Annotated in this window: 20 protein-coding genes and 1 pseudogene; 7 read left to right on the top strand and 14 right to left on the bottom strand. The window is 64.5% G+C overall.

The window, feature by feature from the left end:
• Nucleotides 1-204 (bottom strand): annotated as a pseudogene (locus tag C2U70_RS10815) (KpsF/GutQ family sugar-phosphate isomerase); the annotation flags it as partial.
• A gap of 190 nt (nt 205-394) precedes the next feature.
• Here C2U70_RS10815 and C2U70_RS10810 point away from each other — a divergent pair.
• Entirely contained in the window at nt 395-2,143 is a 1,749-nt protein-coding gene (locus tag C2U70_RS10810; protein WP_140977991.1) for an outer membrane beta-barrel protein, read from the top strand.
• Nucleotides 2,144-2,292: 149 nt separating this feature from the next.
• On the opposite strand, the gene C2U70_RS10805 is transcribed toward C2U70_RS10810, so the two are convergent.
• Nucleotides 2,293-3,744 (bottom strand): glutamate synthase subunit beta, encoded by a 1,452-nt coding sequence (locus tag C2U70_RS10805; RefSeq protein ID WP_140977990.1) that lies wholly within the window; start codon nt 3,742-3,744, stop codon nt 2,293-2,295.
• 141 nt (nt 3,745-3,885) lie between these two features.
• The gene (gene gltB, locus C2U70_RS10800) at nt 3,886-8,619 is read right to left on the bottom strand and encodes a glutamate synthase large subunit (RefSeq protein WP_140977989.1); all 4,734 of its coding nucleotides are present in this window, start codon (nt 8,617-8,619) and stop codon (nt 3,886-3,888) included.
• 491 nt (nt 8,620-9,110) lie between these two features.
• Between gltB and C2U70_RS10795 the strand changes: the two genes are divergently transcribed.
• Entirely contained in the window at nt 9,111-9,884 is a 774-nt protein-coding gene (locus C2U70_RS10795) for a hypothetical protein (RefSeq protein WP_140977988.1), read from the top strand.
• Between the two features lie 68 nt (nt 9,885-9,952).
• On the opposite strand, the gene C2U70_RS10790 is transcribed toward C2U70_RS10795, so the two are convergent.
• Nucleotides 9,953-10,723 (bottom strand): alpha/beta fold hydrolase, encoded by a 771-nt coding sequence (locus C2U70_RS10790; RefSeq protein ID WP_140977987.1) that lies wholly within the window; start codon nt 10,721-10,723, stop codon nt 9,953-9,955.
• A gap of 319 nt (nt 10,724-11,042) precedes the next feature.
• Nucleotides 11,043-11,513 carry an Hsp20 family protein gene (locus C2U70_RS10780; protein ID WP_186294178.1) on the bottom strand — a complete coding sequence of 157 codons (471 nt, stop codon included), beginning with the start codon at nt 11,511-11,513 and terminating at the stop codon, nt 11,043-11,045.
• A 203-nt stretch (nt 11,514-11,716) separates the two neighbouring features.
• Here C2U70_RS10780 and C2U70_RS10775 point away from each other — a divergent pair, with 203 nt between their 5' ends.
• Nucleotides 11,717-12,664, top strand: coding sequence for an alpha/beta fold hydrolase (locus C2U70_RS10775; RefSeq protein ID WP_140977985.1), 948 nt, complete (start codon nt 11,717-11,719; stop codon nt 12,662-12,664).
• Between the two features lie 54 nt (nt 12,665-12,718).
• On the opposite strand, the gene C2U70_RS10770 is transcribed toward C2U70_RS10775, so the two are convergent.
• The gene (locus tag C2U70_RS10770; RefSeq protein ID WP_140977984.1) at nt 12,719-15,514 is read right to left on the bottom strand and encodes a di-heme-cytochrome C peroxidase; all 2,796 of its coding nucleotides are present in this window, start codon (nt 15,512-15,514) and stop codon (nt 12,719-12,721) included.
• Nucleotides 15,515-15,707: 193 nt separating this feature from the next.
• Nucleotides 15,708-17,498 carry an adenylate/guanylate cyclase domain-containing protein gene (locus tag C2U70_RS10765; protein WP_140977983.1) on the bottom strand — a complete coding sequence of 597 codons (1,791 nt, stop codon included), beginning with the start codon at nt 17,496-17,498 and terminating at the stop codon, nt 15,708-15,710.
• Nucleotides 17,499-17,723: 225 nt separating this feature from the next.
• Between C2U70_RS10765 and C2U70_RS10760 the strand changes: the two genes are divergently transcribed.
• Nucleotides 17,724-18,356, top strand: a complete 633-nt coding sequence (locus C2U70_RS10760; protein WP_140977982.1) for a LysE family translocator — start codon at nt 17,724-17,726, stop codon at nt 18,354-18,356.
• 40 nt (nt 18,357-18,396) lie between these two features.
• Here C2U70_RS10760 and C2U70_RS10755 read toward each other — a convergent pair whose 3' ends face one another.
• The 4 genes from C2U70_RS10755 to C2U70_RS10740 all read right to left on the bottom strand — a co-directional run bounded on the left by C2U70_RS10755 (nt 18,397) and on the right by C2U70_RS10740 (nt 19,709).
• Nucleotides 18,397-18,690, bottom strand: a complete 294-nt coding sequence (locus tag C2U70_RS10755) for a hypothetical protein (protein ID WP_140977981.1) — start codon at nt 18,688-18,690, stop codon at nt 18,397-18,399.
• Nucleotides 18,691-18,738: 48 nt separating this feature from the next.
• A complete protein-coding gene (locus C2U70_RS10750; RefSeq protein ID WP_140977980.1) occupies nt 18,739-18,999 on the bottom strand; it encodes a DUF1488 domain-containing protein in 261 nt (86 codons plus the stop codon).
• Between the two features lie 132 nt (nt 19,000-19,131).
• Nucleotides 19,132-19,320 (bottom strand): hypothetical protein, encoded by a 189-nt coding sequence (locus C2U70_RS10745; protein WP_140977979.1) that lies wholly within the window; start codon nt 19,318-19,320, stop codon nt 19,132-19,134.
• Nucleotides 19,321-19,439: 119 nt separating this feature from the next.
• Complete coding sequence (locus tag C2U70_RS10740) at nt 19,440-19,709, bottom strand: hypothetical protein (RefSeq protein ID WP_140977993.1); 270 nt, start codon at nt 19,707-19,709, stop codon at nt 19,440-19,442.
• 267 nt (nt 19,710-19,976) lie between these two features.
• On the opposite strand from C2U70_RS10740, the gene C2U70_RS10735 reads away from it, so the two are divergent.
• Entirely contained in the window at nt 19,977-21,614 is a 1,638-nt protein-coding gene (locus C2U70_RS10735; RefSeq protein ID WP_140977978.1) for an amidase family protein, read from the top strand.
• A 59-nt stretch (nt 21,615-21,673) separates the two neighbouring features.
• Here the strand turns inward: C2U70_RS10735 and C2U70_RS10730 are convergent, their stop codons facing one another.
• Nucleotides 21,674-22,162 (bottom strand): MarR family winged helix-turn-helix transcriptional regulator, encoded by a 489-nt coding sequence (locus C2U70_RS10730; protein ID WP_246666729.1) that lies wholly within the window; start codon nt 22,160-22,162, stop codon nt 21,674-21,676.
• Nucleotides 22,163-22,394: 232 nt separating this feature from the next.
• On the opposite strand from C2U70_RS10730, the gene C2U70_RS10725 reads away from it, so the two are divergent.
• Both C2U70_RS10725 and C2U70_RS10720 read left to right on the top strand, forming a co-directional pair.
• Nucleotides 22,395-23,294 carry an alpha/beta fold hydrolase gene (locus tag C2U70_RS10725; protein WP_140977977.1) on the top strand — a complete coding sequence of 300 codons (900 nt, stop codon included), beginning with the start codon at nt 22,395-22,397 and terminating at the stop codon, nt 23,292-23,294.
• Nucleotides 23,295-23,353: 59 nt separating this feature from the next.
• The gene (locus tag C2U70_RS10720; protein WP_140977976.1) at nt 23,354-24,157 is read left to right on the top strand and encodes an isocitrate lyase/PEP mutase family protein; all 804 of its coding nucleotides are present in this window, start codon (nt 23,354-23,356) and stop codon (nt 24,155-24,157) included.
• A gap of 122 nt (nt 24,158-24,279) precedes the next feature.
• Here C2U70_RS10720 and C2U70_RS10715 read toward each other — a convergent pair whose 3' ends face one another.
• A complete protein-coding gene (locus C2U70_RS10715; RefSeq protein WP_433960672.1) occupies nt 24,280-24,447 on the bottom strand; it encodes a hypothetical protein in 168 nt (55 codons plus the stop codon).
• A gap of 3 nt (nt 24,448-24,450) precedes the next feature.
• On the bottom strand, nt 24,451-25,500 hold the full coding sequence (locus C2U70_RS10710) for an ABC transporter substrate-binding protein (RefSeq protein WP_186294177.1): 1,050 nt from the start codon (nt 25,498-25,500) through the stop codon (nt 24,451-24,453).
• Nucleotides 25,501-25,615: the final 115 nt, after the last annotated feature.

The raw sequence follows: 25,615 nt of genomic DNA, 5'->3' as shown, positions 1-25,615 counted from the left end.
GCCGAGCCCGGTGACGATCACGCGGCCCTTGGCCTGCCGGATCGTCTCGACCGCTGCGGAGAACGTCGCGCCCAGCGGGCCCTGCAGGGCCGCGGAGAGGGCGCTGATGCCGCTTGCCTCCGTCTCCAGCGTACGGAGCGCGGAGGCGACGGCTGAGGAGGCAGGGCCGGATGATGAGGTCATCAGCGGTTTCGAACTCGGCATCAATCTATCCAGGAAGGTGGGCGTTCGCCCGTTGCCGCCTCCTTAGCACGCCCCGTTCGGGGAGGCGACGCGGCCTGCTCGGCCCTCAACGGCTCATTAACCATAATTGTTTTAACTCCATTAACGACGTTTTCCGCTGCTGTGCGGAGCCCGTCGTCGAAGCGTATGAATTCGTTGGAGTTTTTCCATCGTGGGGTCGCCTCCAGGCAGGGGCCGGAGCAAGCGCGCGCATCTGTTTCGCGCCGCCTTGCCGTGCCTTGCGCTGATTACCCTCGGTAGCGCACCGGCGGCAGCCCAGACCCAGACGCAGATGGCGCCGGATCTCTTCAACCCCAACCGCGGCAGCTTCGTCGCGCGCGATACGCTGCCGACCCGCAAGACGCCGACCGATACCGCCAGCACGATCGACCAGCCGTCGATGCCCAGCAGCGAGCTCAACAAGTTGAAGGAGCCGCCGCCCGCGCCGTCGCGGATCGGCCAGCTCCCGACCTATGATCTGAAGCCCGCCAGTGGCGCTGCTGCGTCGGGCTACGACTCGCTGAACCGCAAGCGCACGCAGCCGAAATATTATCCGGGCCAGGCGCGGCCGAAACGTCCGGCGGGTCCGGGCACGCCGCCGCCGCCGACCCCGGTGCGCTCGAGCACGGGCCAGCCGCCGCCGATCGCGCCGCCGCCCTCGGCCACCGCGAACAAGATTCCCGTGCCTGCGGCCATGGCCGGCAACGTGCCCGGCCAGCCCGCGCGCCGGCGCCTCAAGGCCGACGACGATCCCTTCGGTGCGGTCGGCGATTACGCCGGCTCGTTCCTGCTCAAGGGTGCGGTCGAACTCTCCGCCGGCTACGACACCAACCCCGCGCGCCTCAACAAGCCGATCGGCTCGCCGGTCTACGTCATCGCGCCGGAGTTTCTGGCGGTGTCCGACTGGGAGCGTCACGCACTGGTCGCCGACCTCCGCGGCTCCTTCACCGGCTACACCAACTCGCTGCCCGCGCAGATCGACGGCGCGGCCTCGCCCGCGCCCGTCAACATCGATCGCCCCGATTTCACCGGCCATGTCGACGGCCGCCTCGACGTCGATCGCGACCTCAAGCTGACCTCGCAACTGCGCTTGAGGCTTGCGACCGACAATCCCGGCAGCCCGAACATCCAGGCCGGCCTCGCAAAGTATCCGGTCTACGCCACCTTCGGCACCACCGTCGGCTTCGACCAGACCTTCAACCGCCTGCAGTTCGCCGCCGGCGGCACCGTCGATCGCACGGCCTATACGGATTCCAAGCTCACCGACGGCTCGACCTTCAGCAATGACGACCGCAACTACAATCAATATGGCGGCGTCGGCCGTCTCTCCTACGATCTCAAGCCCGGTTTGAAGCCGTTCGTGGAGGTGCAGGGCGACACCCGCGTGCACGACCAGGCCGCCGACCGCAACGGCTACTTCCGCGATTCCAACGGCGGCTACGTCAAGGGCGGCACGTCGTTCGAGTTCTCGCGCATCCTCACCGGCGAGCTCTCGATCGGCTACACCGCGCGCAACTATGTCGATCCCAGGCTCAGCCAGTTGAAGGGCCTTCTCACGACGGGCTCGCTGATCTGGAACGCAACCGGGCTCACGACCGTCAAGTTCATCACCGACACGCAGGTCTCGGAAACCGCCGTCCCCGGCGGCTCGGGCGTGCTGGTGCGCACCTACACCGCCGAAGTCGACCACGATTTCCGCCGCTGGCTGACCGCGATCGGAAAATTCACCTACGGCACACTCGACTACCAGGGCCTCAACCGCAACGACAAGACCTACTCGCTGCAGGGCGATTTGATCTACAAGCTCAACCGCAACCTCTGGGTCAAGGGCACGGTGCGTCACGACATTCTGGAGTCGAATGCGGTGGGGGCGAGCTCGCAGGGGACGGTGGTGATGCTCGGGGTGAGGTTGCAGAACTAGCCAGAGCGAAGTGGCGAGCGCGCCACCCTCTCCGCTCGTCATTCCGGGGCGCGCCACTTGGCGCGAGCCCGGAATCCATCGGGCGTCAGCGCTTGTCGAAAATTGGATTCCGGGCTCGCGCTTCGCGCGCCCCGGAATGACGGACGGGCCTACCGCGGCAGATCCGTCTTCCCCATCAGGAACGTATCGATCGACCGGGCGCACAGCCGGCCCTCGCGGATGGCCCACACCACCAGCGACTGGCCGCGGCGCATGTCGCCGGCGGAGAACACGTTGGGGCGCGAGGTCTGGTAGTCCAGCGTGTTGGCCTTGACGTTGCCGCGGGGGTCGAGGTCGACCGACAAGAGCTTCAACAGGCCTTCGTGCACGGGGTGCACAAAGCCCATCGCGAGCAGGACGAGCTCGGCGTCGAGCTCGAACTCGGTGCCGGCGATCGGCTTGAACTTGTCGTCGACGCGCACGCAGTGCAGCTTCCTGACCTTGCCGTTCTCGCCGGTGAACTTTTGCGTCAGCACGGCGAATTCACGCACCGCGCCTTCGGCCTGGCTCGACGACGTCCGCATCTTCAACGGCCAGTTCGGCCAGGTCAGGGCCTTGTTCTCGTGCTCGGGCGGGGCCGGCATGATCTCGAGCTGGGTGACGGATTTCGCGCCCTGGCGCAGCGAGGTGCCGATGCAATCGCTTCCGGTGTCGCCGCCGCCGATGACGACGACGTGGCGGTCGCCGGCCAGGATCTCGGTGACGCCGTTCAAGGGCTCGCTGGAGACGCGGCGGTTCTGCTGCGGCAGGAAATCCATCGCGTAGTGGATGCCGTCCAGCTCGCGGCCGGGGATCGGCAGGTCGCGCGGCGCTTCGGCGCCGCCCGTGAGGGCGATGGCGTCGTATTCGTTGAGCAGCTCGCGCGGATCGACATTGCCGGTGGCGCCGACATGGCTGTTGTAGTGGAAGGTGACGCCTTCCGCCTCCATCTGCGCGACGCGGCGGTCGATGACGCCCTTCTCCATCTTGAAATCAGGGATGCCGTAGCGAAGCAGTCCGCCGGCCTTGGCGTACTTCTCGAACAGGTGCACGTCATGGCCGGCGCGCGCGAGCTGCTGCGCGCAGGCCATGCCGGCGGGACCAGAGCCGATCACGGCGACCTTCTTGCCGGTCTTCGTGGCCGCGATCTCGGGCTTCAGCCAGCCGTTCTCCCAGGCGCGGTCGACGATGGCGCATTCGATGGTCTTGATGGTGACCGGGTTGTCGTCGATGTTGAGCGTGCAGGACGCCTCGCACGGCGCCGGGCAGATGCGGCCCGTAAACTCCGGAAAATTGTTGGTCGAGTGCAAATTGCGCGAGGCCTCTTCCCAGTTGCCCTGGTAGACGAGGTCGTTGAAGTCGGGGATCTGGTTGTTGACGGGGCAGCCGGGCGTGCCGGGCGCGACCGAACCGGTGCCGTGGCAATAGGGAATGCCGCAATTCATGCAGCGCGCGGCCTGGTCGCGCGTTTCCTTCTCGCTCAAGGGAACGACGAATTCCTTAAAATGCTTCAGACGATCGGCGACCGGGGTGTACTTGCGATCATGCCGTTCGATTTCGAGAAAACCCGTGATCTTGCCCATTAAACCCGAAGTCCCTGCCGCTTAACGTTCGTTCTGTTTCTCCCTCGTCATTGCGAGGAGCGAAGCGACGAAGCAATCCAGTCTTTTCCGCGGAGAGTTCTGGATTGCGTCGCTTCGCTCGCAATGACGGGGTGTGATGCCTTACGCCCCGATCGCGATTTTCGGCTCGGCGTCCGCGTGGGCCGCCATCTCGCGCAGTGCGCGCCGGTACTCGACCGGCATCACCTTGCGGAATTTGGGCAGCCAATCCTTCCAGTTGGCGAGGATTTCGGCGGCGCGCTTCGAGCCGGTCGCCTTGGCGTGACGCGTGATCAGGACGTGCAAGCGCTCGACGTCGGAGTCGAGCAGGTTCTTGAACACGTCGACCCGGCCATGCGCCTCGAGGTCCCCGGAGTGGTTGTAGGTGCCGGCGTTGATCAGCTCTTCCGACAGCACCGGCTCGAGCTCGACCATGCTGAGATTGCACAGCTTGTCGAAGTCGCCGGCCTCGTCCAGCACATAGGCGATGCCGCCGGACATGCCTGCCGCAAAGTTGCGTCCGGTCTTGCCGAGCACGACCACGATGCCGCCGGTCATGTATTCGCAGCAATGATCGCCCGCGCCCTCGACGACGGCGACCGCACCCGAGTTGCGCACCGCGAAGCGCTCGCCGGCGACGCCACGGAAGTAGCACTCGCCCTCGATCGCGCCGTACATCACGGTGTTGCCGACGATGATCGACTCTTCCGGCACGATGGCGCTGTTCTTCGGCGGCTTCACGATGATCGTGCCGCCCGACAGACCCTTGCCGACATAGTCATTGCCTTCGCCCTCGAGCTCGAAGGTGACGCCGCGCGCCAGCCAGGCGCCGAAGGCCTGGCCTGCGGTGCCCTTGAGGCTGACATGGATCGTGTCATGCGGCAGGCCGGCATGGCCGTAGATTTTTGCGACCGAGCCCGACAGCATCGCGCCGGCGGACCGGTTGGTGCTGTTGATCTCGGCCTCGATCCTGACCGGTGCGCCGCGGTCGAGCGCGGGCTGCGCCTTTTCGATCAGCGTGCGGTCGAGCACGGACTCCAGATGATGGTTCTGGCGCTCCGAGTGATAGATCTTCTGGCCCTTCTCTTCCTTCTGCTTCACGAACAGTTTTGAGAAGTCGAGGCCCTTGGCCTTCCAATGCGCGACCAGCCTGGTCTGGTCGAGCAACTGGGTCTGGCCGACCATGTCGTTGAACTTCTTGAAGCCGAGCGCGGCCATGATCTCGCGGACTTCCTCGGCGACGAAGAAGAAATAGTTGATCACGTGCTCGGGCTGGCCGGTGAAGCGCTTGCGCAGGACGGGGTCCTGGGTCGCAACGCCGACCGGGCAGGTGTTGAGATGGCACTTGCGCATCATGATGCAGCCGGCCGCAATCAAGGGCGCGGTGGCGAAGCCGAACTCGTCGGCGCCGAGCAGAGCACCGATCACAACGTCACGGCCAGTGCGGAAGCCGCCGTCGACCTGGACCACGATGCGGCTGCGCAGCCGCTCGCGCACCAGCGTCTGGTGGGTTTCGGCGAGGCCAATCTCCCAGGGCGAGCCGGCATGCTTGATCGAGGTCAGCGGCGAAGCGCCAGTGCCGCCCTCGAAGCCCGCGATGGTGACGTGGTCGGCGCGCGCCTTGGCAACGCCCGCGGCCACCGTGCCGACGCCGATCTCGGAGACGAGCTTCACCGAGACATCGCCGGTCGGGTTGACGTTCTTGAGGTCGTAGATGAGCTGCGCCAGATCCTCGATCGAGTAGATGTCGTGATGCGGCGGCGGCGAGATCAGGCCGACGCCCGGCGTCGAGTGGCGGACCTTGGCGATGGTGGCGTCGACCTTGTGGCCGGGCAACTGACCGCCTTCGCCGGGCTTGGCACCCTGCGCCATCTTGATCTGCATCATGTCGGAGTTGACGAGATACTCCGTGGTGACGCCGAAACGGCCCGAGGCGACCTGCTTGATCGCCGAGCGCATGCTGTCGCCGTTCGGCAGCGGCTTGAAGCGGTCGGCTTCCTCGCCGCCTTCGCCGGTGTTCGACTTGCCGCCGATCCGGTTCATGGCGATGGCGAGCGTGGTGTGCGCCTCGCGCGAGATCGAGCCGAAGCTCATGGCACCGGTGGCAAAACGCTTGACGATGTCCTTGGCCGACTCGACCTGGTCGAGCGGCACGGGCTTGCGCTTCTCTTCCTCGGCCGACTTGATCCGGAACAGGCCACGCAGCGTCAACAGGCGCTCGGACTGCTCGTTGAGGATCTTTGCGAAGGCGCGGTAGCGCTCCTGCGAGTTGCCGCGTGCGGCGTGCTGCAGCAGCGACACCGACTCCGCGGTCCAGGCATGGTCCTCGCCGCGGGTGCGGTAGGCATATTCGCCGCCGACGTCGAGCGCGGACTTGTACACCTGCGCATCGCCAAAAGCGTCGGCATGGCGGCGCACGGCCTCTTCCGCGATCTCGGCAAGGCCCACGCCCTCGATACGGGTGTGGGTGCCGGCGAAGAATTTCGCGACGAAGTCCGCCTTCAGGCCGACCGCATCGAAAATCTGCGCGCCGCAATAGGACTGGTAGGTCGAGATGCCCATCTTGGACATCACCTTCAAAAGGCCCTTGCCGATCGACTTGATGTAGCGCTTGACGATCTCGTAATCGTCGAGCGAGCCGGGCAGGCGGTCCTTCATGGCGATGATGGTCTCGAACGCCAGATAGGGGTTGATCGCTTCCGCGCCGTAGCCGGCAAGGCAGGCGAAGTGATGCACTTCGCGCGGTTCGCCGGATTCGACGACGAGGCCGACCGAGGTGCGCAGGCCGGTGCGGATCAGATGATGATGCACGGCGGCGCAGGCGAGCAGCGAGGGGATCGGCACGCGGTCGGTGCCGACCATGCGGTCGGACAGGATGATGATGTTGACGCCCTCGCGCACCGCGGCTTCGGCGCGCGCACAGAGCTCGTCGAGCACCTGGTCCATGCCCGCGGCACCGAGGCCGGCGTGGAAGGTGGTGTCGAGCGTGCGCGACTTGAAGTGGCTATCGCCGAGATCGGCGATCGAGCGGATCTTTTCGAGGTCCGCGTCGGTCAGGATCGGCTGGCGCACTTCGAGGCGCTTGGTGGTGGCGAGGCCCTGCAGGTCGAACAGGTTCGGCCGCGGTCCGATGATCGAGACCAGGCTCATCACCAACTCCTCGCGGATCGGATCGATCGGCGGGTTGGTGACCTGCGCAAAGTTCTGCTTGAAGTAGGTGAACAGCGGCTTGGCCTTGTCCGACAGCGCCGAGATCGGCGTGTCGTTGCCCATCGAGCCCGCGGCTTCCTCGCCGGTCGAGGCCATCGGCGTCATCAGGATCGAGATGTCTTCCTGGCTGTAGCCGAACGCCTGCTGCCGATCGAGCAGGGACAGGTTCGAGCGCACGCCCGTGGTCGCCACCTTCGGCAACTCCTCCAGCACGATCTGGGTGCGTTCGAGCCACTCCTCGTAGGGATGGCTTTTGGCAAGATCGGCCTTGATCTCGTCGTCGGGAATGAGGCGACCCTGATCGAGGTCGACGAGCAGCATCTTGCCCGGCTGCAGCCGCCACTTGGTGACGATCTGGTCCTCGGGGATGGCGAGCACGCCCATTTCGGACGCCATCACGATGCGGTCGTCCTTGGTCACGAGATAGCGCGCCGGCCGCAAGCCGTTGCGGTCGAGCGTGGCGCCGATCTGGCGGCCGTCGGTGAAGGCAATCGCGGCGGGGCCGTCCCACGGCTCCATCAGCGCGGCATGATATTCGTAGAAGGCGCGGCGCTTCTCATCCATCAAGGGATTGCCGGCCCACGCCTCCGGGATCATCATCATGACGGCGTGCGGCAGCGAGTAGCCGCCCTGCACCAGGAATTCGAGCGCGTTGTCGAAGCAGGCTGTGTCGCTTTGGCCTTCATAGGAGATCGGCCAGAGCCGGCTGATGTCCTTGCCGTAGAGCTCCGAGCTCACCGAGGCCTGACGCGCCGCCATCCAGTTGACGTTGCCGCGCAGCGTGTTGATCTCGCCGTTATGCGCGATCATCCGGTACGGATGCGCCAGCGACCAGGTCGGGAAGGTGTTGGTCGAGAAGCGCTGGTGCACCAGCGCGAGCGCGCTCTCGAAGTCCGGCTCGTGCAGATCGGCATAGTACTTGCCGAGCTGGTCGGCGAGGAACATGCCCTTGTAGATCACGGTGCGGCAGGACAGCGAGCAGGGATAGTAGCCGGCAAGGCCGCGGTCGCGGCGCTGGTAGATCGCCTGCGAGATCGACTTGCGCAGGATGTAGAGCTTCCGCTCGAACTCGTCCTCGGTCTTGGCGGCGCCGTTGCGGCCGATGAACACCTGCATGCAGGCGGGCTCGGTCGGCTTCACGGAGACGCCGAGCGAGGAGTTGTCGGTCGGCACGTCGCGCCAGCCGAGCAGCTTCAGGCCTTCCGCCTTGATCTGGTCGGCAATGATGCTCTTGATGACGTTGCGCCAGGCGGTGTCGCGCGGCATGAACAGTGCGCCGATGGCGTATTCACCGGGAGCGGGCAGCGTGAAGCCGAGCTCCTTCGCCTTGCGGCTGAAGAAGGCGTGCGGGATCTGCACCAGAATGCCGGCACCGTCGCCGAAGCGCGGGTCGGCGCCGACCGCGCCGCGATGTTCGAGGTTGCAGAGAATGCTGAGCGCGTCGGAGACGATCGCGTGGGACTTCTTGCCCTTGATGTTGGCGATGAAGCCGACGCCACAGGAGTCCTTCTCGAGGCTCGGATCGTAGAGGCCTTCGGCCGGCGGACGGAACGTGTGCGCCTCGACCGGATCGGTCGTTTTCGAGGCGACCGTCGCCGACAGCTCGTCTGCCACGATGTTTGCGCGCTCGAATTGCGACCCGTTCATTGTTCCTGTCCTCTCCATGCGGCGAGACGTCTCACCGCCGTCATCGGCGCACCTTGGGCGTTCCGCGGCACCCCCAAAGTGGGCCACCGCTCGTCCGTTGCGAGCCGCATTTTCTTAAATTCAGGCCAAGGCGTTCAACGTCCCCGACGAACGGCTTTGCCTGTACCTTCTTGGCGCTCGAGAGCACCTAATTTTCGTTGCAATCCCTATGCCGGAAACGCAAGAAAATTTGAGACAGCTTTGCTGTCCTAACGGACACTCTGCCAAACTTTTGTCTATCACACAAGCGCGCGGAAGTCCCGATTCCCAAGCTGTCAATGTCAGCTTTCCAAGGCGCATCCGCCCCGGATTTGAAGCAAACGTGCCGCGATCCGGCCCAAGGGGCGTCGAAATCCCCGCCGATGCTTCGGATCAGCCCGCGATAAGGCGCGCCACGCTCGAGCAAGCGAAAGAGAGCGGCCTCCCGCGGGTATGACAGGAGCGTTTCGACCATGAAGTTTCTCACAGGATGTGTGGCTGCGGCCACGCTGGTTCTGGCTGCTGCCGCTGCCGATGCTCAGGTGCTGGTGCGCTCGCCCTATCTGGCGGCCTCGGATTTCGATGGTCCCTACGGCCCGCCCGGCGCGCCGCCGCCCCCGCCGCGGCAGGGCTACGGTTATGGCTACGGTTCCCCCTACGGCTATGAGCAGGCGCCGGGGTTGCTGCCGGCGACCGAGGTCTACGCCGTGCTGCGCGAAAACGGCTTCTCGCCGCTCGGCATCCCGCGGCTGCGCGGCACCGTCTACACCATCGCAGTCATCGACCGCCGCGGCGATGACGGGCGGCTGGTGATCGACGCCCGCGACGGCCGGATTTTGCGCTTCGTGCCCGCCTATGGCGCGGGACCGGCTTATGGAGGGCCGGCCTATGAGGAGGGCGCGCTTGCGCCTTACGGCGCGCAAGGCTCGCTGCCGCCGCCGACCACGGTCCGCAGCGCCGCCCCGCGGCCGCCGGCGACGATCCCCCACGTCGCAAGCCGCAGCGTGCCGCTGCCCAAGGCCGCCCCGCACCGCGGCGAGACGCCGGTCGCCGCCGCAAAGCCCGCCGTGACGGCGCCCGCGCCGCAGGCAACGGCTGCACCGGCCCAGCCCGCCCAGCAGACTTCCGCCGTACAGGCAAAACCCGCCGAGGCCACGCCAGCCGCTGCCGCGACCGTCGGCCAGGCCAAGCCCGCGCCGACAATTCTGCCGACGCAGGACATGCCGGCCGCGCAGGGGCTGGATTAGGCGGCGTCACAGCGCAAAACAAAAGCGCCCGGATTGCTCCGGGCGCTTTTCGCATTCAGCGTTGGGTCTCAGCTCTGTCCGTAGCCCGCCGCCTGCAGGATCAGCTTCGCGACCTCCTTCGGATGCGACACCAGCGACAGATGCCCGGCATCGAGCTCGACCGTGGTTGCCTTCATCCGCTTGGCGAGGAAGCGTTCGAAGTCGGGATTGATGGTGTCGTCCTGCTTCGACACGGCGTACCAGCTCGGCTTCGTGTGCCATGCGGCCTCGGTCGTGCGGCCCGCGAAGATCGAGGCAGCCGTCGGCCACTGCACGGCGTAGAGCTCCTTCGCCTTCTCGGGCGCGACGCCATTGGCAAAATACTTCAGGAAGGCGTCTTCGGAGAGCGTTGTGTAACCGTCGCGCTCGACGATGCCGGCGCGGACCGGTCCGGTCGGGAATTGCTTGGACAGCGCGACAAAATCTTCATTGGCGTCGGGCGCACGTGCCGCGATGTAGACGAGGCTCGTGACCTTCGGGTCGGTGCCGACCTGGCTGATCACGGTGCCGCCCCAGGAATGCGCGACCAGCACGGTCGGTCCATCCTGCTCGGCAAGCGCGCGCCTGGTCGCATCGACGGAATCTGCGAGCGACGACAGCGGATTCTGCACGGCGGTGACGTGCAGGCCCGCGGCTTGCAGGATCGGGATCACCTCGGACCAGCTGGAGCCGTCGGCCCAGGCGCCATGCACTAGCACGACGTTCTTCGCCTTCACCGGCGGCGCCGATTGCGCGTGAGCGAGGTTGAGAGGAGCGGCCAACAGGCTCGCGGCGACAAAAAGGCTGCGCCAAAGTTTCATGATCGTTCTCCGTCTTTTTGGGTCAGGTATCCCAAAGGACGGATCGTGAGGCGCGGTCGTTACGCGCTCACCGCTCTGTGATGTGCTGGAAAGATGCAGCAGATTAGCCAAGCAGACAGTGTCCTCCTGGCGAAGGCCCGGACCCATACCGCGAGGTCCATCTCTCGCGCGCGGTAGAAGTACCGAGCGACGAGCCTTCGCCAAACTTCTCCCTGGGGTAATGGGTCCTGGCTTTCGCCAGGACGACCTCGTGGACGCACAACAAAAGCGCCCCGGGGCACCGGGGCGCTTTCGCAACTTGGATTAGGGAAGCTCGCTGTTAGGCGGCGGCCTTCTCGGCCGAGCCTTCGATCACCTGCGCGGACTGCGCATTGGTGTTGATCGCGATCTGGCGCGGCTTCTTGGCCTCGGGAATCTCGCGTACGAGGTCGACATGGAGCAGGCCGTTCTCGAGGGAGGCGTCCTTCACCTGCACGAAATCGGCAAGCTGGAAGGCGCGCTCGAAGGCGCGCGCGGCGATGCCGCGGTAGAGCACTTCGGCCTTCGCGTTCTCGCCTGCGACCTTCTCGCCCTTGATCGTCAGCGTGTTCTCTTTCGCGACGATGGAGAGCTCATCCTTGGCGAAGCCGGAGACCGCAACGGTGATGCGGTAGGCGTTCTCGCCGGTGCGCTCGATGTTGTAGGGGGGATAGCCGGGGCTGCCGTCCGAGGTCGCCTGGTCGAGCAGGGAGAAGAGGCGGTCGAAGCCGACGGTGGAACGATAGAACGGGGTGAGATCGTAGCTGCGCATATAAAAGTCCTCCATTGAGCGACTGTCTGAAACCCGCCCGCCAATCGGGCCGGGCATGTTGTGTGCAGCCTGATGTTTCGGGTTCCGAAACACTGGTAGCGGCCTGCACGAAAATGATATGGGTGGACCGAGGCGGCGTTCAAGAGGGCGGTATCGGCGCCTTTTTCGGCGCTCCCGCCCCTTGAATTTCAGCCTTTTCGCCCATGACGCTGGTCTCGATCCCCGCCAATCCCGTCCCCGAAAACGTCGTCAGCGGCACCATCAAGACGCCTGATGGCGCCGAGCTGCGCTTTGCGCGCTGGGCCCCCCCGGCGGGCCGCAAGGGCACGGTCTGCGTCTTCTCCGGCCGCACCGAATACATCGAAAAATATTTCGAGACGGTGCGCGACCTGCGCGACCGCGGCTTTGCAGTGGCGATGATCGACTGGCGCGGGCAGGGACACTCGTCGCGCCGGCTGCGCGATCCGCGCAAGGGCTATGTGCGCGACTTCGCCGACTTCGAGGTCGACGTCGAAACCTTCGTGCAGCAGGTGGTGCTGCCGGATTGCCCGCCGCCGTTCTTCGCGTTGGCCCATTCGATGGGCGGCGCTGTGATGCTGCGCGTGGCTCATTCCGGCAAACGCTGGTTCGACCGTATGGTGCTGTCGGCGCCGATGATCGACCTGCCCGGCCGCACCACCTCGCTTCCGACGCGGGCGCTGCTCAAGACATTGCGCTGGATGGGGCAGGGCGGCCGCTACGTGCCCGGCGGCAACGACCGCCTCACCGGCATGGATCCCTTCATCAACAATCCCCTGACCAGCGATCCCGTGCGCTATGCGCGCAACGCCGCGGTGCTGGAAGAAGATCCGACGCTCGGCCTGGCCTCGCCCACGATCGCCTGGGCCGATACCGCGTTCCGCGCCATGAACACGTTCAAGGGCATGAACTACCCCTCGGAGATCCGTCAGCCGATTTTGATGCTGGCGGCGTCGAACGACACCATCGTCTCGACGGCGGCGATCGAGGAGTTCGCCTATCATTTGCGCGCCGGCTCGCATCTCGTGATCGCCGGCGCCAAGCACGAGATTTTGCAGGAGCAGGATCGCTACCGCGCCCAGTTCTGGGCGGCGTTCGACGCCTTCGTGCCGGGCACGCCGCTGTTCGGCTGAGGTCCTCTCCCTCGCCCCGCAAGCGGGCCGAGGTAAGGGGCAGCGCGACGTAGCTCACAGCGTCTTCAGATATTCGATCAGATCGTAGCGCTCGTCCTCTTTCAGCAGGCGGCCGATGACGCCCGGATTGTTCGGTCCCGGCGTGCCCTCGAAGGAATGGCCGGCATTGCTGTTGCCGTTGATCTCGGTGCCGAAGAACGTCGTGGTCTTGAACCGCGTCTGGCCCGTCTTGCACCACCACTCGTTGTCCGTGACCGCGAAGCCGACCTGCTTCGGATCATATTCGCGATTGCCCATGCAGAACGATTTTGGCCGGTCGCGCGCGGGACTGAGCATCCAGTACAGCGAGGGCACCGAGCCATTGTGCAGATAGGGTGCTGTGGCCCACACGCCGTTCAGCGGTCGCGCGCGGTACCAGGGGGCCGGCTCCTTGGCTTGATCAGCCGGACCCTCGTCCAGACAGTTTTTCCGGCCGCCCCACCATTTCGTTTGCTCGTCCTCCGGCATCCTGGCATCGTCCATTGCCTTTTTGCTGACCTTCTCGACGATGGCCATCAGGCCGGTTGCGTAAGGCATCTCGGTCGCGGTTGCCGGGAGGGTCTTCTTGCAATCCCAGTGTTCGAGCACTTTCGTCGGATCCATATTCAGGAAGCCTGGCACCTGGACGGTCCGCTTCGCCAGGACATAGGCCTGTGCGGAGTCCGTACCCATGCCTTGGACGCTCTTCTGGACCGGGTCCAGGACGTACTCGTCGCCGATTTTTTTCCAGCGATCCGACGCCCACACGCTCTTGGCCTTGTATCTGTCGTCGCTGTCGAACACGGGATCGTTGACCGGACCCAGATGGCATTCGACGCAGATATCGGCGTAGAGCTGGCGGCCGCGCTCGACGCGCTTGGTGTCGATCGCCCAGGCGCCGTCGCCGAAGATCTGCGAAGGCCATTTCGGCGACAGCAGCCCGCTGAGTTTGCCGGCGGGTTTCGGCGGGGAGCCGCGCAGCATCTCCTCGATCCAGTGCAGATTCTTGATCTCGATCGACGAGCGGAACATGGTGTCTTTGGGATAGGCATCGGACAAATTGAGCAGCGCGGTCACACCGAGCGCCTCGCCGGCATTGCGGATCAGCGGTTGCTCGATCGAGGCGTCGTATTGCGCGTATTTGAGCCACGGCACCGTCCAGATCGGTGGGAAGCTCACCGGCGCGTCCTGGGCGTGCAGGTTCTTCTCAAATCCTTCGACACCGCTGAGCGTCAGGTCCTGCGCGAACACCTGGTTGCCGATGCGGTTGAGCGCATCGAGACGGCCAAAGCCCTCTTCCGTATCCTTTTGCTGCTTGCCGTCCCAGGTCGTCTTGTCCTCGATGATCTTGCCGTAGTTGATCTGCCAGCGGAGCAGGAACCAGCCGATCGTGCTGAGCTTCTGCCGCAGCGCCTTCCGGTCGGCATCGCTTGCGGAGGCACCGAGCACGCGATTGGCAAAGCGCGTGAAGCGGCCGGGCACGTAGAGCGTATACATGATCGACAGGCCGGTCGTGGACTCCAGCTTCTTGAGGTCGGTCATGGCCGGGCCGCCGTCGAAACGGACGTCGACCCCCTTGTAATGGATCTGACCTGTGTGACAGGCGGCGCAGGTCAGGCCGATCTTGTCTTCCTCCTGCCGGCCCGTCGCCGGATCGCGCACGCCGGTCATGCGCGCAAAGCCGACCGGAAGGCCGCCGACATTGTCGACCGGGGTGTCCCATTTCACGGGGTATTCCCACTGCCGTGCCGGCACCGGTGGCGGCGCGGTCTCATAGACATTGGCGTAGCCATAGCGGCGTAGCGTGGTCTCGTCGGCGTTGATGGTTCTCGGGCTCGGGATGAAGCCGAAGCGTTCGAGATGCGCGTTGTCGCTGAGCAGTCCCGGCCGCGCGACGAAGTAGAGACGCGGCTGCTCCAGCGCCATGAACCAGGAATAGGGCACCGGGAACGTCGCGGTGCCCTGGCTCACGTGATGAAACCAGTGGCGGTCTTCCAGCGCCCAGTTCTGCTGCAGCCAATAGGCCTCCCGCGCCACGGTCCGCGCGGGCAAAGGCGGAGCCACGAGCTGCCCGAGCATATTCGGCAGCATGGGCTGGAGCTGGTCGGGAAAGCGGAGGGCCGCGATCAGCAGCACGATCAGCACGGCGGCGGCCGCGCCGACCCAGCGCAACACCCGCTTCGTGCGCGTGACCGGCGGATGGACGACGATCCGCTGCTCGATCCGCGCCGGGAATTTGCGTTCCGTGAACAGCGTCCGGACCTCGGCCACGCTGAGATAGCGGCTGTCGCCGTCGCCCTTGCCCATGATGTCGAGCAGGACCGGCCATTCGTTCTGCATCAGCACGGGATAGTACCAGCGCGCGGCACTGCCGGCGCGCTTGAGGTTCTCGTGCATGAAGATCTTGATTTCGGCCGCGTTGAGGCCGCGCTCGGTGCCGCCCCAGGGATCGGTATAGTCCCGGCCGAAGGTCGCAAGCCGCGCGATCTCGTCCTCGTTCACGACGCCTTCGACGCTGAGGATGCGTGAACCGGCGCCGTGCTTGTCAAGCGGGCCGTTGCGCAGTGCGTCGAGCTGCGCGCCGCGCCACAGGCTCTTCCAGATGTGGCGGATACCGTTGGCGATGGCCGCGACGCCGCTTATTTCGGCGCGTGCCTTCACCTTCATCAACCCGGTCTTGCCGGTCGCATCGCCAATGGTTTGCGACAGCTCGCCGAGCGGCACGGTGCCGCCGCCGACATAACCCTCGCCGACGAGGCCGCGCAGGAACGGACAGGGATTGTCCTTGGAGACCTCGATGGACGGGTTGAGGGGTGTGCGGGGGTCTGCCATGGCCCAAAATCCTGAAAAGCGGCGAATCGAGAAAAACCGGACGCGCGGATAGAACCGGATAAATTCCTAACAAAGGGAAAGCGCAGTCTGCGAGACCATACTACTTCAGCGTGCAACCAAATGTTGCCTAATTCACAGCCGTGTCAACAGCGGAAGGGGCATATCGGCGCAAGGCACGAGCGCGGCCGGGCCGTCAGGAATCGGCCGCCCGCTTCATGTCCGACTGGACCAGGGTCAATTTGCCGAGCGGGACGCCGGCTTTCAGAAGCCCCTCGCGGTAATGCGCCAGATCGGACGCCTGCTTCCAGTGGAAATTCTTCAGATGCTTCTCGACGGTCAGGGTCGGGTAGTTGCTCAGCAGCACGGCGGTGGCCTCGGCCGCTTCCTCGGTCCGCCCCAATTGCGCCAGCGCCGCGGCGCGGATCGCGAGCGCCTGAAGGTGGTTCGGGTTGAGATAGAGCTGCTCGCGCGCCCAGGACAGCGTCGCGTCATACTGCTCCAGCAGATAATGGCTGAACGCGTTCAGCGTCGCCCATTGGTAGCGCGGATCGCTGTTGCCGCGCTGCACGGCCATCGAGAACAGCTCGATCGCCTTGCGATGCTCGCCGATGATGAAGTGGCAGATGCCGAGCACGCCGCGCGCGCCCATGTCGTAGGGGTTGAGCGCGACCGCACGATTGGCGGCGTCCATGCCGGCCTCGTAACGCCCGTCGATCACGTCCACCCATGACAGGCACGAAAACGCGAATGAGGAGCGCGGGTCGAGCCGGACGCTGGTCTCCGCGAGCTGCCGCGCCTCGGCCCACAATTCGCGCGTGCCCTTGACCCAGCCGAACTGGATGCTCTGGATCTGGATGGTGACGAGATAGGCATGCGCAATCGACAATTTCGGGTCGAGCGCGATCGCTTCCCTGAACAGGGCGATGGAGGTGTCGAAATCCTCCTTGGTCTGCCGGTAGTAATGCGAAAGACCCTTGAGAAAGCGGTCCCAGGCGGTCACGTCGGTGGTCAGGCGCGCCGGCGCCGAGGCCTCCGCGCGGAAGATCTCGGTTGCGAGCGCCGCCGACAGGCTGGTCGTGATCTCGTCCTGCATCGCAAAGAGTTCGCCGATGTCGCGGTCGTAGCGGCCGGTCCAGATCTGCTCGCCGGTCTCCGGCGCGATCAGCTCGGCCGTGACCCGAACCTTGGTCCCGGCGCGGCGCACCGAGCCCTCGATCAAATAGGTCGCGTCGATCTCGCGGGCGATCAGGCGGGTCGAGACGTTGTTGCCCTTGAACGGGAAGGTCGAGTTGCGGCTCAGCACGCGATAGAACGACTGCAGCGACAGCGCGTGGATCAGATCCTCGGTGAGGCCGTCGGAAAAATACTCGTCGCGCTCGCCGGAGAGGTTGGCGAAGGGCAGCACGCCGACGATCGCAGTGCGGTACTGCGGCGCAAGGGGGGTGACCGCATCCGTCCGCCGCGGCGCGGCACCTTCCGGCGTCCAGGTCCAGACGCCGACCGGCTCGTTGATGTTCTTGAACCGGTGCGTGCCGGCATCCGTCAGGGGGATGCTGAGATGCTTGCCGGCCTCGCTGTGAGCCTTGGCCGAGATCGCGATGCCGCCGGGCGCGGACACCGATTCGAGGCGGACGGCGATGTTGACGTCGTCGCCGAACACCTCGTCCTCGTCGGAGATCACGTCGCCCATGTGGATGCCGAGCCGGAACTGCATGGCGCGGTCGGCTGGCAATTGACGATTACGTTCAGCCATCATGGTCTGGATCGCAATCGCAGCCTCGGTGGCGCCGACGATGCTCGGAAACTCCAGCAAAAAGCCGTCGCCGGTGTTTTTGACGACGCGGCCGCCGTGATTGAGGATGATGGGGTGGATCGCGGTGCGATGGGCCTTGAAGGCGGCATGGGTACCGGCTTCGTCGGCGCCCATCATGCGCGAATAGCCGGCGACGTCGGCGCAAACGATGGCGGCCAGGCGTCTTTCCATATCCGTAAAGGCTCCAATGGACCGAAGGCCGCTACCGCGTGGCAGTTTCCCCGAATCCGGCATTTCAAGAATAACCGTCCTTATAGAGCACAAGTCGCGGAGCGGAAGTGTGATCGGTATTGCAATTTCGGTACAAATCAACGCAAGACCGGAGGTGGACGGCGGCGCAGGAACCGACTAAGCCGGGCGCTTTCGCCCTCACGTCGCAGCTTTCGGACCTCAGGCATGCTCGGCATCCACGAACTCTGGCTGTTCGTTCTCTCAGGCCTGTTGCTCAACGTCACGCCGGGGCCCGACACCGTCTACATCATCGGCCGCAGCCTGCAATTGGGCTGGCGGGGCGGCGCGGCGGCGGCGCTCGGCATCAGTTTTGGCTGCCTATTCCATGTCACGGGAGCCGCGATCGGGTTGTCGGCGCTGTTGATGGCCTCGTCGACGGCGTTCTCGATCCTGAAGCTGGTCGGGGCCGGTTACCTCCTGTTCACCGGGCTGCAAATGCTGTGGTCGAAGCCGGCAATCGCGGGCGTGGCGGCGAGCCACGACAAAGCCTCGCTGCGGCGGGTGTTCTTGCAGGGGGCGTTCACCAACGCGCTCAATCCCAAGGTCGCGCTGTTCTTCCTCGCCTTCCTGCCGCAATTCGTGGCCGTCGATGCGCCCTCCAAGCCGCTCGCCTTCCTGACGCTCGGCCTCATCTTCATCTGCACGGGCACGCTGTGGTGCCTGTTCGTGGCCGCCTTCGCCGCCAGGGCTGCGCACCGCCTGCGGCAGTCCGAGGGCGTCGTCGCCTGGATCAACCGTGCGCTCGGCGGGCTCTTCATCTATCTCGGCATTCGCGTCGCGATGCTCGAAGCGCGGTAGGGCGTCGACGCATCCGCCGGATCGCTCTGCGAGGCCGCAATTAGATCTGGCGCGGAATTGCCGGCCGCACGTTGATCCTTGCGAGCTCGCAGCGCTCGTCCTCCGATAGCTGCCAATTCTCGCTCTGACCGCAAAGCTGCTGGAAAACGTCGTGTAACTTGCTCCGAGCGACCTTGACGATTTCCGTGTCGTCGAATTCGTGGGAGTTCAGGAAGATTGGCAGAACAAAACTGGTGTGACGGCCTTCGAACTGAAACGTCAGACGAATATCCTCGGATCGCTCGTTCGGTGAAATCATCTCGATGCGTGCGATTGTTATCTTGAATTCGTCCATTGTCTCGCCTCGGTCGTCAGTCACGCGCAAGGATCCGATCCCTCGTCCTTAGAAATTGGCGGCGACCAGATCATAGGAGCCTCTGCTGCCCCGGACATAAAGCCTTGCGGCGGCGGCGCAGATCGCATCGCGGTTGTAGTCAAACGCGTTGAGGAAACCGGATTCATTGCGGCACACATCCGGTTGGAGCCGCTGCAACGCGTCTTCCTCAATGAAGAACGATGCCTCGATCGCGCTGTCATATCCCCAGAAGCGCACGGCACGCCGCGTTCTGTCATATGAACGACTATGGTTGGGAAATTCGATCATTGGGTTGGGTCCGATCGGGTTTGGCAGGCTATGCCCTGCACGGGACGGGCGTCGCGGGAGAAGCTCGACGGCCATGGTTGCTCGAGCCTGCAGTTAGAAATCGCGCCCCGCTCGCCCCTTCTGTTGCCTCGGCTAGCCGCGCGAACGACTTTGCCAAAGCGTCACCGCTGCAACGAGCTCCGTGTAGTCGGCGTTCTTGAATTCCTGATCCCAGCGCAGCAGCTCGTGGGCGACCTTGTGCGGAGTGTATGCGCGAAAATTGAAGCCATCGGCGAGGTGTCGCGCGGCGGCGAAATCCATTGTCTTCGGGGGGATCTTCATGCCGCCACCTCTGCCTCCTTGCGGTCAACTCGAGTTACGCAAGATGGTTCGCCGAAGTTCGGAATGGCTCGACGAAAGGCTGCAGGTTTCCGGGTGGGCTGTCGAGGTCGAGCGTCTCGTCAGCCATCGGATAGGCCTGCGTCGATCCGCTGCGCGTCCGACAAGTCGGCCGGGCCAATCGAGATCACCTCCATCGTCAACCCGCGCGAGCCCTCCGCCGGCACCTTGATCATGGTGGCAATGCGGCGGAACGCGAGGAACGAAAGACCCTCGATCTCCTCCTCGTCGGTTGCGACTTCGTAGGCGCCGGCCGGCAACAGGCGATCGATACCCTTGATTCGGAACGGATGGTTGAAGGTGACGACTTCACGTCGACAACGGTAGCTCATGCGCGCCTGCCTTTTTGCAAAGCGCCGGCGCTGGCGCTCCCACGAAGCAGCATGCGCCCCTTCCGCCGCAATAGCCATCGATTTCTTGCCCAGCGGAGAATGAGGGCGTGCCGTCTCGTGTCCTGTGTGGGCACACTCGACAAGCGGCTTGGATTTCATTGAAAGGCGGCTTGATCCCGATTTGTAGGGCTCAACAGCGGGATGCGTCGTGTTGGCCGTGGTGTCCGGAAATGGCACCATGCTCGTCTTGGGCAAGGAAGGCACGCCATGAAGAAAGCACCCCGCCGCGATTCCGGAGACGCCATAGGCGCCAACGCTGGCGGCCTCGATGAGATACAGCCCCCGCTCGCAAACGCGCCGATGAGCGAGATCATCGCGGCGCTGGCGAGCGGGCAGGTCACTGCCACGGCGCTCACCAAGCTCTACCTGACGCGGATCGAGGCCTACGATCGGGGCGGACCCGGGCTCAATTCGGTGCGCGCGCTCAATCCCGATGCGCTGACGATCGCGGGCAAGCTCGACGGCACCAGGCCTTCGGCCAGGCGACCCCTGGCGGGCGTTTCGATTCTATTGAAGGACAACGTTGCAACCGGCGACCGGCAGCCGACCACGGCGGGCTCGCTGGCGCTGGAGGGCGCGCGCGCCAGGCGCGATGCCACCGTGGTCAAGCTGCTTCGGACCGCCGGCGCGGTGATTTTGGGCAAGGCGAACCTGACCGAGTTCGCCAACATGCTCGCGATCGACATGCCCGCGGGCTACTCCTCGCTTGGCGGCCAGGTGAAGAATCCCTATGTGCCTGACCTGGTGGACGAGCACGGCATCCCGATCGTGCAGCCGGGCGGGTCGAGCTCGGGCTCGGCGGTCGCGGTCGCAGCCGGCCTGTGCGCGGCATCGATCGGCACCGAGACCTCGGGCTCGCTGCTGTCGCCCGCGAGCATGAACGGCCTTGTCACCGTGAAGCCGACCGTCGGGCTGATCAGCCGTGCCGGCATCGTGCCGATCGCACACAGCCAGGACACCGCAGGACCGATGACGCGGACCGTGCGCGACGCCGCAATCCTGCTGAACGTGCTGGCGGCCGAGGACCCGCGCGATCCCGCGACAAAACGGCAGCGGCGGCCGGCCGATTACACCGCTGGCCTCACACGTGACGCGCTGAAGGGCGCGCGCATCGGCGTGCCGAGCGATCCATCAGATCCGCTGAACGATTACTTCTACGGCAAGCTGCTCCCCAACCGGGTCAAGGTGATGACCGAGGCGATCGAGGTGCTCAGGGATCTCGGCGCCGTCATCGTGCGCGCCAACATGCCGACGCTCGGCTGGATCGGCGGGCCGGGCACCACCATGACCGTGCTCAACCGCAATCCGCTGAGCCGCACCAAGGGCAATCTGGCGACGCCGCCGGTCGTCTTCATCTACGAGCTGAAGCACGATCTCAATCTCTATCTCAGGGATTGGGCGACCAACACCGGCATCAGGACACTCGCCGATGTCGTGGCCTTCAACGCGGCGAATGCGGAGAAGGCACTGCGCTTCGGCCAGGACCATTTCCTCGCCGCCGACATCACCAGGGGTGACCTGACCGAGCGCGAGTACAAGTCCGCACGTGCCATGGACTTGCTCGCGGCGAAGACGCGCGGCATGGACGCCTACATGGTCAGGCACAAGCTCGATGCCGTGCTGTTTGCCGGCGCCATGGGCGCTTCGATCGCGGCCAAGGCCGGCTATCCCAGCGTCATGGTATCAGGCGGCTTCATCTCGGGGACGACAGACGGCAAGGAGACGCCCGACTATCCGCTCGGCATCACCTTCGCCGGCCGCGCCTGGAGCGAGCACAAGCTGTTGCGTCTGGCCTATGCCTATGAGCAGGCCTCGAACATGCGCAAGCCGCCGCCGGGCTTGTGAGGTCGCGAGGTTCGTCTCGCGATGTCCCGGCAAGCAGCGTGGGAGGGATCGTCAGACCGCTAGCGACCGTGTTTGCCCTTGGTCGTTGGCAATGGGCAGTCCGTACAGACCCTGTCGTCGCACATCCGGCAAATCGTGAAGCGATCCAGCTCGGATGTGTTCTGTCTTGCCAGCAGGTCATGGAGCAGCGTGCCAAGTCGCTTCGTTTCCGCCGGCGACAGCACATCGAGGAGTGATGTGACGGCTGAAATCCGGGACGCCATCAATTCGTTCCGGGTCGCAGCGCCCTTGGCCGTCAGATGCAATGCCACCTCGCGGCCGTCCTTGGCCGAGCGCCGTTCGACAAGCTGATCCGATACGAGTCGGTCCACCAGTCGGACCGTTCCGGAATGCGACAAGCCAAGGATCCGCCGCAGCGTGTCGTTGGTCATGCCCTGTCCATATCCGATCACGACGAGCGCGGCCGGCGTTTCGCCGCCACGGCCGATGACCTCGCGCGCGCCCTGCTCGATGCGATCCATGACGGCGAGCGACAGCGCGCCCAGCAAATTTGCGATCCCGGGTTCCATGGGTCCGGACAATATGTGCGGAGCGCACAAAAAACAACTTGACCTGATATGTGCGCTACGCACATAATTTCCGCGTTGAAGATCGAACAGGCCGCCGAGCGGCACCTGATCAACAACCGCCTCGAATTGTGGACGAGGGACTCACGCTGCAGCAGGCGGCGGAGATCGTCTCGTCATGCGCGAATGACGACGAATGAGATGGAGAATGGCGATGAAGACCCAAAGCACCGCACTGGCAGCATCGAATGAATCAGGCAGCGAACCTGCGCTGAAATACGTCCATGCCAATGGCGTCCGGTTTGCCTATCTTGAACAGGGGAGCGGACCGCTTGTCATGTTCCTGCACGGCTTTCCCGACAATGCCTGGTCGTATCGAAAGCAACTGCGGGCCTTCGCGGACGCCGGCTATCGTGCGGTCTCGCCGTTCCTGCGCGGCTACGCTCCGACGGAGATTCCGGCAGACGGCGTCTTCGATCCCATCGCGCTGGGCAGGGACCTGGAAGCCCTGATCGCCGCGCTGAGCGAGGATGGACAGGCGCGCGTCGTCGGCATGGATTGGGGCGGAACGTCGACCTTTCAGGCCCTCTCCACGGCGCCATCGGCGATCCAGGCTGCCGTGGTCATGAACACCGCGCACCCGATCACATTCTCGAGCATCAGGAAAGATCCGGACGTCGTTCGATCCATCTTCCATGTCTATTTCTTCCAGACGCCCGGCGCCGAGTCGGCGGTCAATATCGATGGACTGCCGATCGTCGATTATCTCTGGAGGCTGTGGTCGCCGAGCTTCAAGGATGATGCGCATCTGCGTTCGATCAAGCAGACGCTGAGCGCGCCCGGCACCATGGCGGCAGCGCTCAAATATTATGGCGGGCTGACAGATGCCGGCCGCCTGGGGCGGCTGCCAATCTCCGACATGCACACGCCGACGCTGACGATCTATGGCAGCAACGATCCGACTGCGAAATATTCGGTGAAAGAGGAAGCGCTGTTCAAGGGGCCGCACCAGCGTGTCGTTCTGCCCGATGTCGGCCACTTCCCGCACCTCGAGCGCGAGGCCGAAGTCACGGGGCTGATCATGGACTGGTTCAGGACGCATGCCTCCGACTGAACGCGTGCGCGGCCTAATAGGTCCGACATCTTTCGAACTCTTTCATCAGGAGCATGGCAATGGACGCCAAGACACAACAACAATACGCCGAGACGTTTCACGGTCTTCACAAGCAGGGCGAGCCGCTCGTTCTGTTCAATGCCTGGGATGTCGCGACCGCCAAGGCGATCGCGAAGTCGTCTCTGGCCATCGCCACCAGCAGCGGGGCCGTCGCGTCTGCGCTCGGATATGCGGACGGCGAGCAGGCGCCGTTCGATGTGGTGGAGGGCCTAGTGTCTCGGATGACCGCCTCCGTGTCGATCCCGGTTTCGATCGACCTGGAGGCCGGATACGGCGACACCCCGGATGCGGCCGCCAAGTCGGCGAGCAGAGTTCTGAAAGCCGGCGCCATAGGCATCAACATCGAAGATGGCCTGTCCGGTGGAAAGCGGCAGCTCGTCAATCCCGAACTCCATGCCGCGAAGATCAGTGCAGTGCGGAACGTTGCGAAGGAATTCGGGGTACGCCTGTTCATCAACGCACGAACCGATCCGTTCCTCCTCAGGTTCGGATCGCCGGACGAATGCCTGAACGAAGCGGTGAAGCGCGCGAAGATTTATGCCGAGGCCGGCGCCGATGGAATTTTCGTGCCTGGTCTCACGGACCTCACCCTTATCGAGAAGCTCGTTCAGCTCACACCGCTGCCGGTCAACATCATGGTGACGCAGGGGGTGCCCGAAATCCAGGATCTCGCCCGTGTCGGCGTCCGGCGGGTGAGTCTCGGGCCATGGCCCATGATGGCGGCGATGCGTGTCATCGGACAGGCCGCCGCGGCGGTCGCCGCGAGCAAGCGATACGGCACGTTCCTGCAGCCGAATGCCTGAGTACCCAGGTCAGGGAAGCGGATGCAAGTGGGTTGCTAGAGCACGATCCGGAAAAGTGTGCCGCGGTTTTCCGAAAAGATCGTGCTCAAACAAAGAGCTAAAGCGCGATGATGATTCGCGCTTTAGCCAAACCCCTTCAGCACCGCGCTGCCCATGAGATAGACGCCGAGCAAGATCATCGCGATCAAAAACCGGCGGCGAAAGGTTTCCGCCGGCATGCGGGCAGGCCGTGCGCGCCCGCCGACGCAGCCACCTGTGATCAAGGGCGGCTTTTGACCCACCGCTGCCATGGGTCATTCGATGACTTCGTCGGCACGAACGAGGAGGGATGGCGGGAACGTAACCCCAAGCCCTTTTGCGGTCTTGAGGTTAATCACCAAGTCGAACTTCGTCGGCTGCTGCAGCGGAAGGTCTGCAGGTTTCGTACCCTGCAACAATTTATCTATGTACTCCGCTGCGTCTCCAAGGAGACCGCCGATGTCTTGCCCATACGTGAGAAGAAGGCCCTGCCTTGCGTAATCCGCCAAATCGGAGATGGTCGGCACTCCATGCTGAAGCGCGGCTTTGGCGATCTGTTCGCGGCTTGCAAAGGCGAAGGCCGTCGTCCAAACATAGGCTGCATCGAAACGGTCGGCGGCAATCTGCGCAAATATCTGTTCAAGACTGTCGCTGGTTGAATAGAAAGCTTTCCAGTCAACGCCCAATGCCTCTGCCGTCTTGGCGACGTCCTTTCGCATCTGCTCATCATCGACCGGGTCGGGAGCTGTTCGAACGACGATGACAACGGCCAGTCTGGACAGTCTTGGCAGAAGCTCCTTCAGCACGTCCATTCGCTTGGCGGTGAGGTCGAATGTCATCGGTGCCAGTCCGGTAACGTTCGCGTCCGGATGCGCCAAATTGTTTACAATCCCGCTGCGGAGTGGGTCCGACGCGGCCGTAACGATGGGAATTTCCGTAGTCGCCTGCTTCAACGCACGAACCGTCAGGGTAGCTGCTCCAAGCAGGACGTCCGGTCGCCGCGTCACAAGCTCGCGCGCGAGCATGGGCGCCTGCTCAATGAGACCGCCTGCGGAGATGCAGTCGATGACGAGAGTGCGACCCTCGATCCAGCCTCGACCGGCTAGTTTCTGAAGCATCGGCCTCCAGAAAGTGGGGCCGTCCGTGCCGGGACAAGATGAGCCGCCCATGAGGATACCGAGGCGCTTCGGTGGCGCGGTGGCTTGCGCATTTCCGGAGCTGCAGCCCGCTGTGTTGATGGCAAGCCCAAGGAGGATGAGCCGCCCGACACGTGCGGCCTGTTCGCCAAACATGAACAACCTGGCGTTCCGCTGCTGGATCGGCATCATCACCTCCATCGGAACTATACTCTAGGCAGCAGCGGGGAAGAAGGGACAGGAGCCTCCTACGCCATGGCGACGGCGCGGGTATTACGGCGGCGCTAGCCAAACCCCTTCAGCA

It is taken from the genome of Bradyrhizobium guangdongense (assembly GCF_006483445.1).
Taxonomy (GTDB): domain Bacteria; phylum Pseudomonadota; class Alphaproteobacteria; order Rhizobiales; family Xanthobacteraceae; genus Bradyrhizobium; species Bradyrhizobium guangdongense_A.
The sequence above is the reverse complement of the archived record's forward strand: the minus strand, read 5'-3'. Positions and strand labels throughout refer to the sequence as shown.

Coding starts and splice junctions, on each gene's coding strand:
- C2U70_RS10805 (WP_140977990.1), bottom strand. CDS start 3,744: ATGGGCAAGATCACGGGTTTTCTCGAAATCGAACGGCATGATCGCAAG.
- gltB (WP_140977989.1), bottom strand. CDS start 8,619: ATGAACGGGTCGCAATTCGAGCGCGCAAACATCGTGGCAGACGAGCTG.
- C2U70_RS10795 (WP_140977988.1), top strand. CDS start 9,111: ATGAAGTTTCTCACAGGATGTGTGGCTGCGGCCACGCTGGTTCTGGCT.
- C2U70_RS10790 (WP_140977987.1), bottom strand. CDS start 10,723: ATGAAACTTTGGCGCAGCCTTTTTGTCGCCGCGAGCCTGTTGGCCGCT.
- C2U70_RS10780 (WP_186294178.1), bottom strand. CDS start 11,513: ATGCGCAGCTACGATCTCACCCCGTTCTATCGTTCCACCGTCGGCTTC.
- C2U70_RS10775 (WP_140977985.1), top strand. CDS start 11,717: ATGACGCTGGTCTCGATCCCCGCCAATCCCGTCCCCGAAAACGTCGTC.
- C2U70_RS10770 (WP_140977984.1), bottom strand. CDS start 15,514: ATGGCAGACCCCCGCACACCCCTCAACCCGTCCATCGAGGTCTCCAAG.
- C2U70_RS10765 (WP_140977983.1), bottom strand. CDS start 17,498: ATGGAAAGACGCCTGGCCGCCATCGTTTGCGCCGACGTCGCCGGCTAT.
- C2U70_RS10760 (WP_140977982.1), top strand. CDS start 17,724: ATGCTCGGCATCCACGAACTCTGGCTGTTCGTTCTCTCAGGCCTGTTG.
- C2U70_RS10755 (WP_140977981.1), bottom strand. CDS start 18,690: ATGGACGAATTCAAGATAACAATCGCACGCATCGAGATGATTTCACCG.
- C2U70_RS10750 (WP_140977980.1), bottom strand. CDS start 18,999: ATGATCGAATTTCCCAACCATAGTCGTTCATATGACAGAACGCGGCGT.
- C2U70_RS10745 (WP_140977979.1), bottom strand. CDS start 19,320: ATGAAGATCCCCCCGAAGACAATGGATTTCGCCGCCGCGCGACACCTC.
- C2U70_RS10740 (WP_140977993.1), bottom strand. CDS start 19,709: ATGAGCTACCGTTGTCGACGTGAAGTCGTCACCTTCAACCATCCGTTC.
- C2U70_RS10735 (WP_140977978.1), top strand. CDS start 19,977: ATGAAGAAAGCACCCCGCCGCGATTCCGGAGACGCCATAGGCGCCAAC.
- C2U70_RS10725 (WP_140977977.1), top strand. CDS start 22,395: ATGAAGACCCAAAGCACCGCACTGGCAGCATCGAATGAATCAGGCAGC.
- C2U70_RS10720 (WP_140977976.1), top strand. CDS start 23,354: ATGGACGCCAAGACACAACAACAATACGCCGAGACGTTTCACGGTCTT.
- C2U70_RS10715 (WP_433960672.1), bottom strand. CDS start 24,447: ATGGCAGCGGTGGGTCAAAAGCCGCCCTTGATCACAGGTGGCTGCGTC.
- C2U70_RS10710 (WP_186294177.1), bottom strand. CDS start 25,500: ATGCCGATCCAGCAGCGGAACGCCAGGTTGTTCATGTTTGGCGAACAG.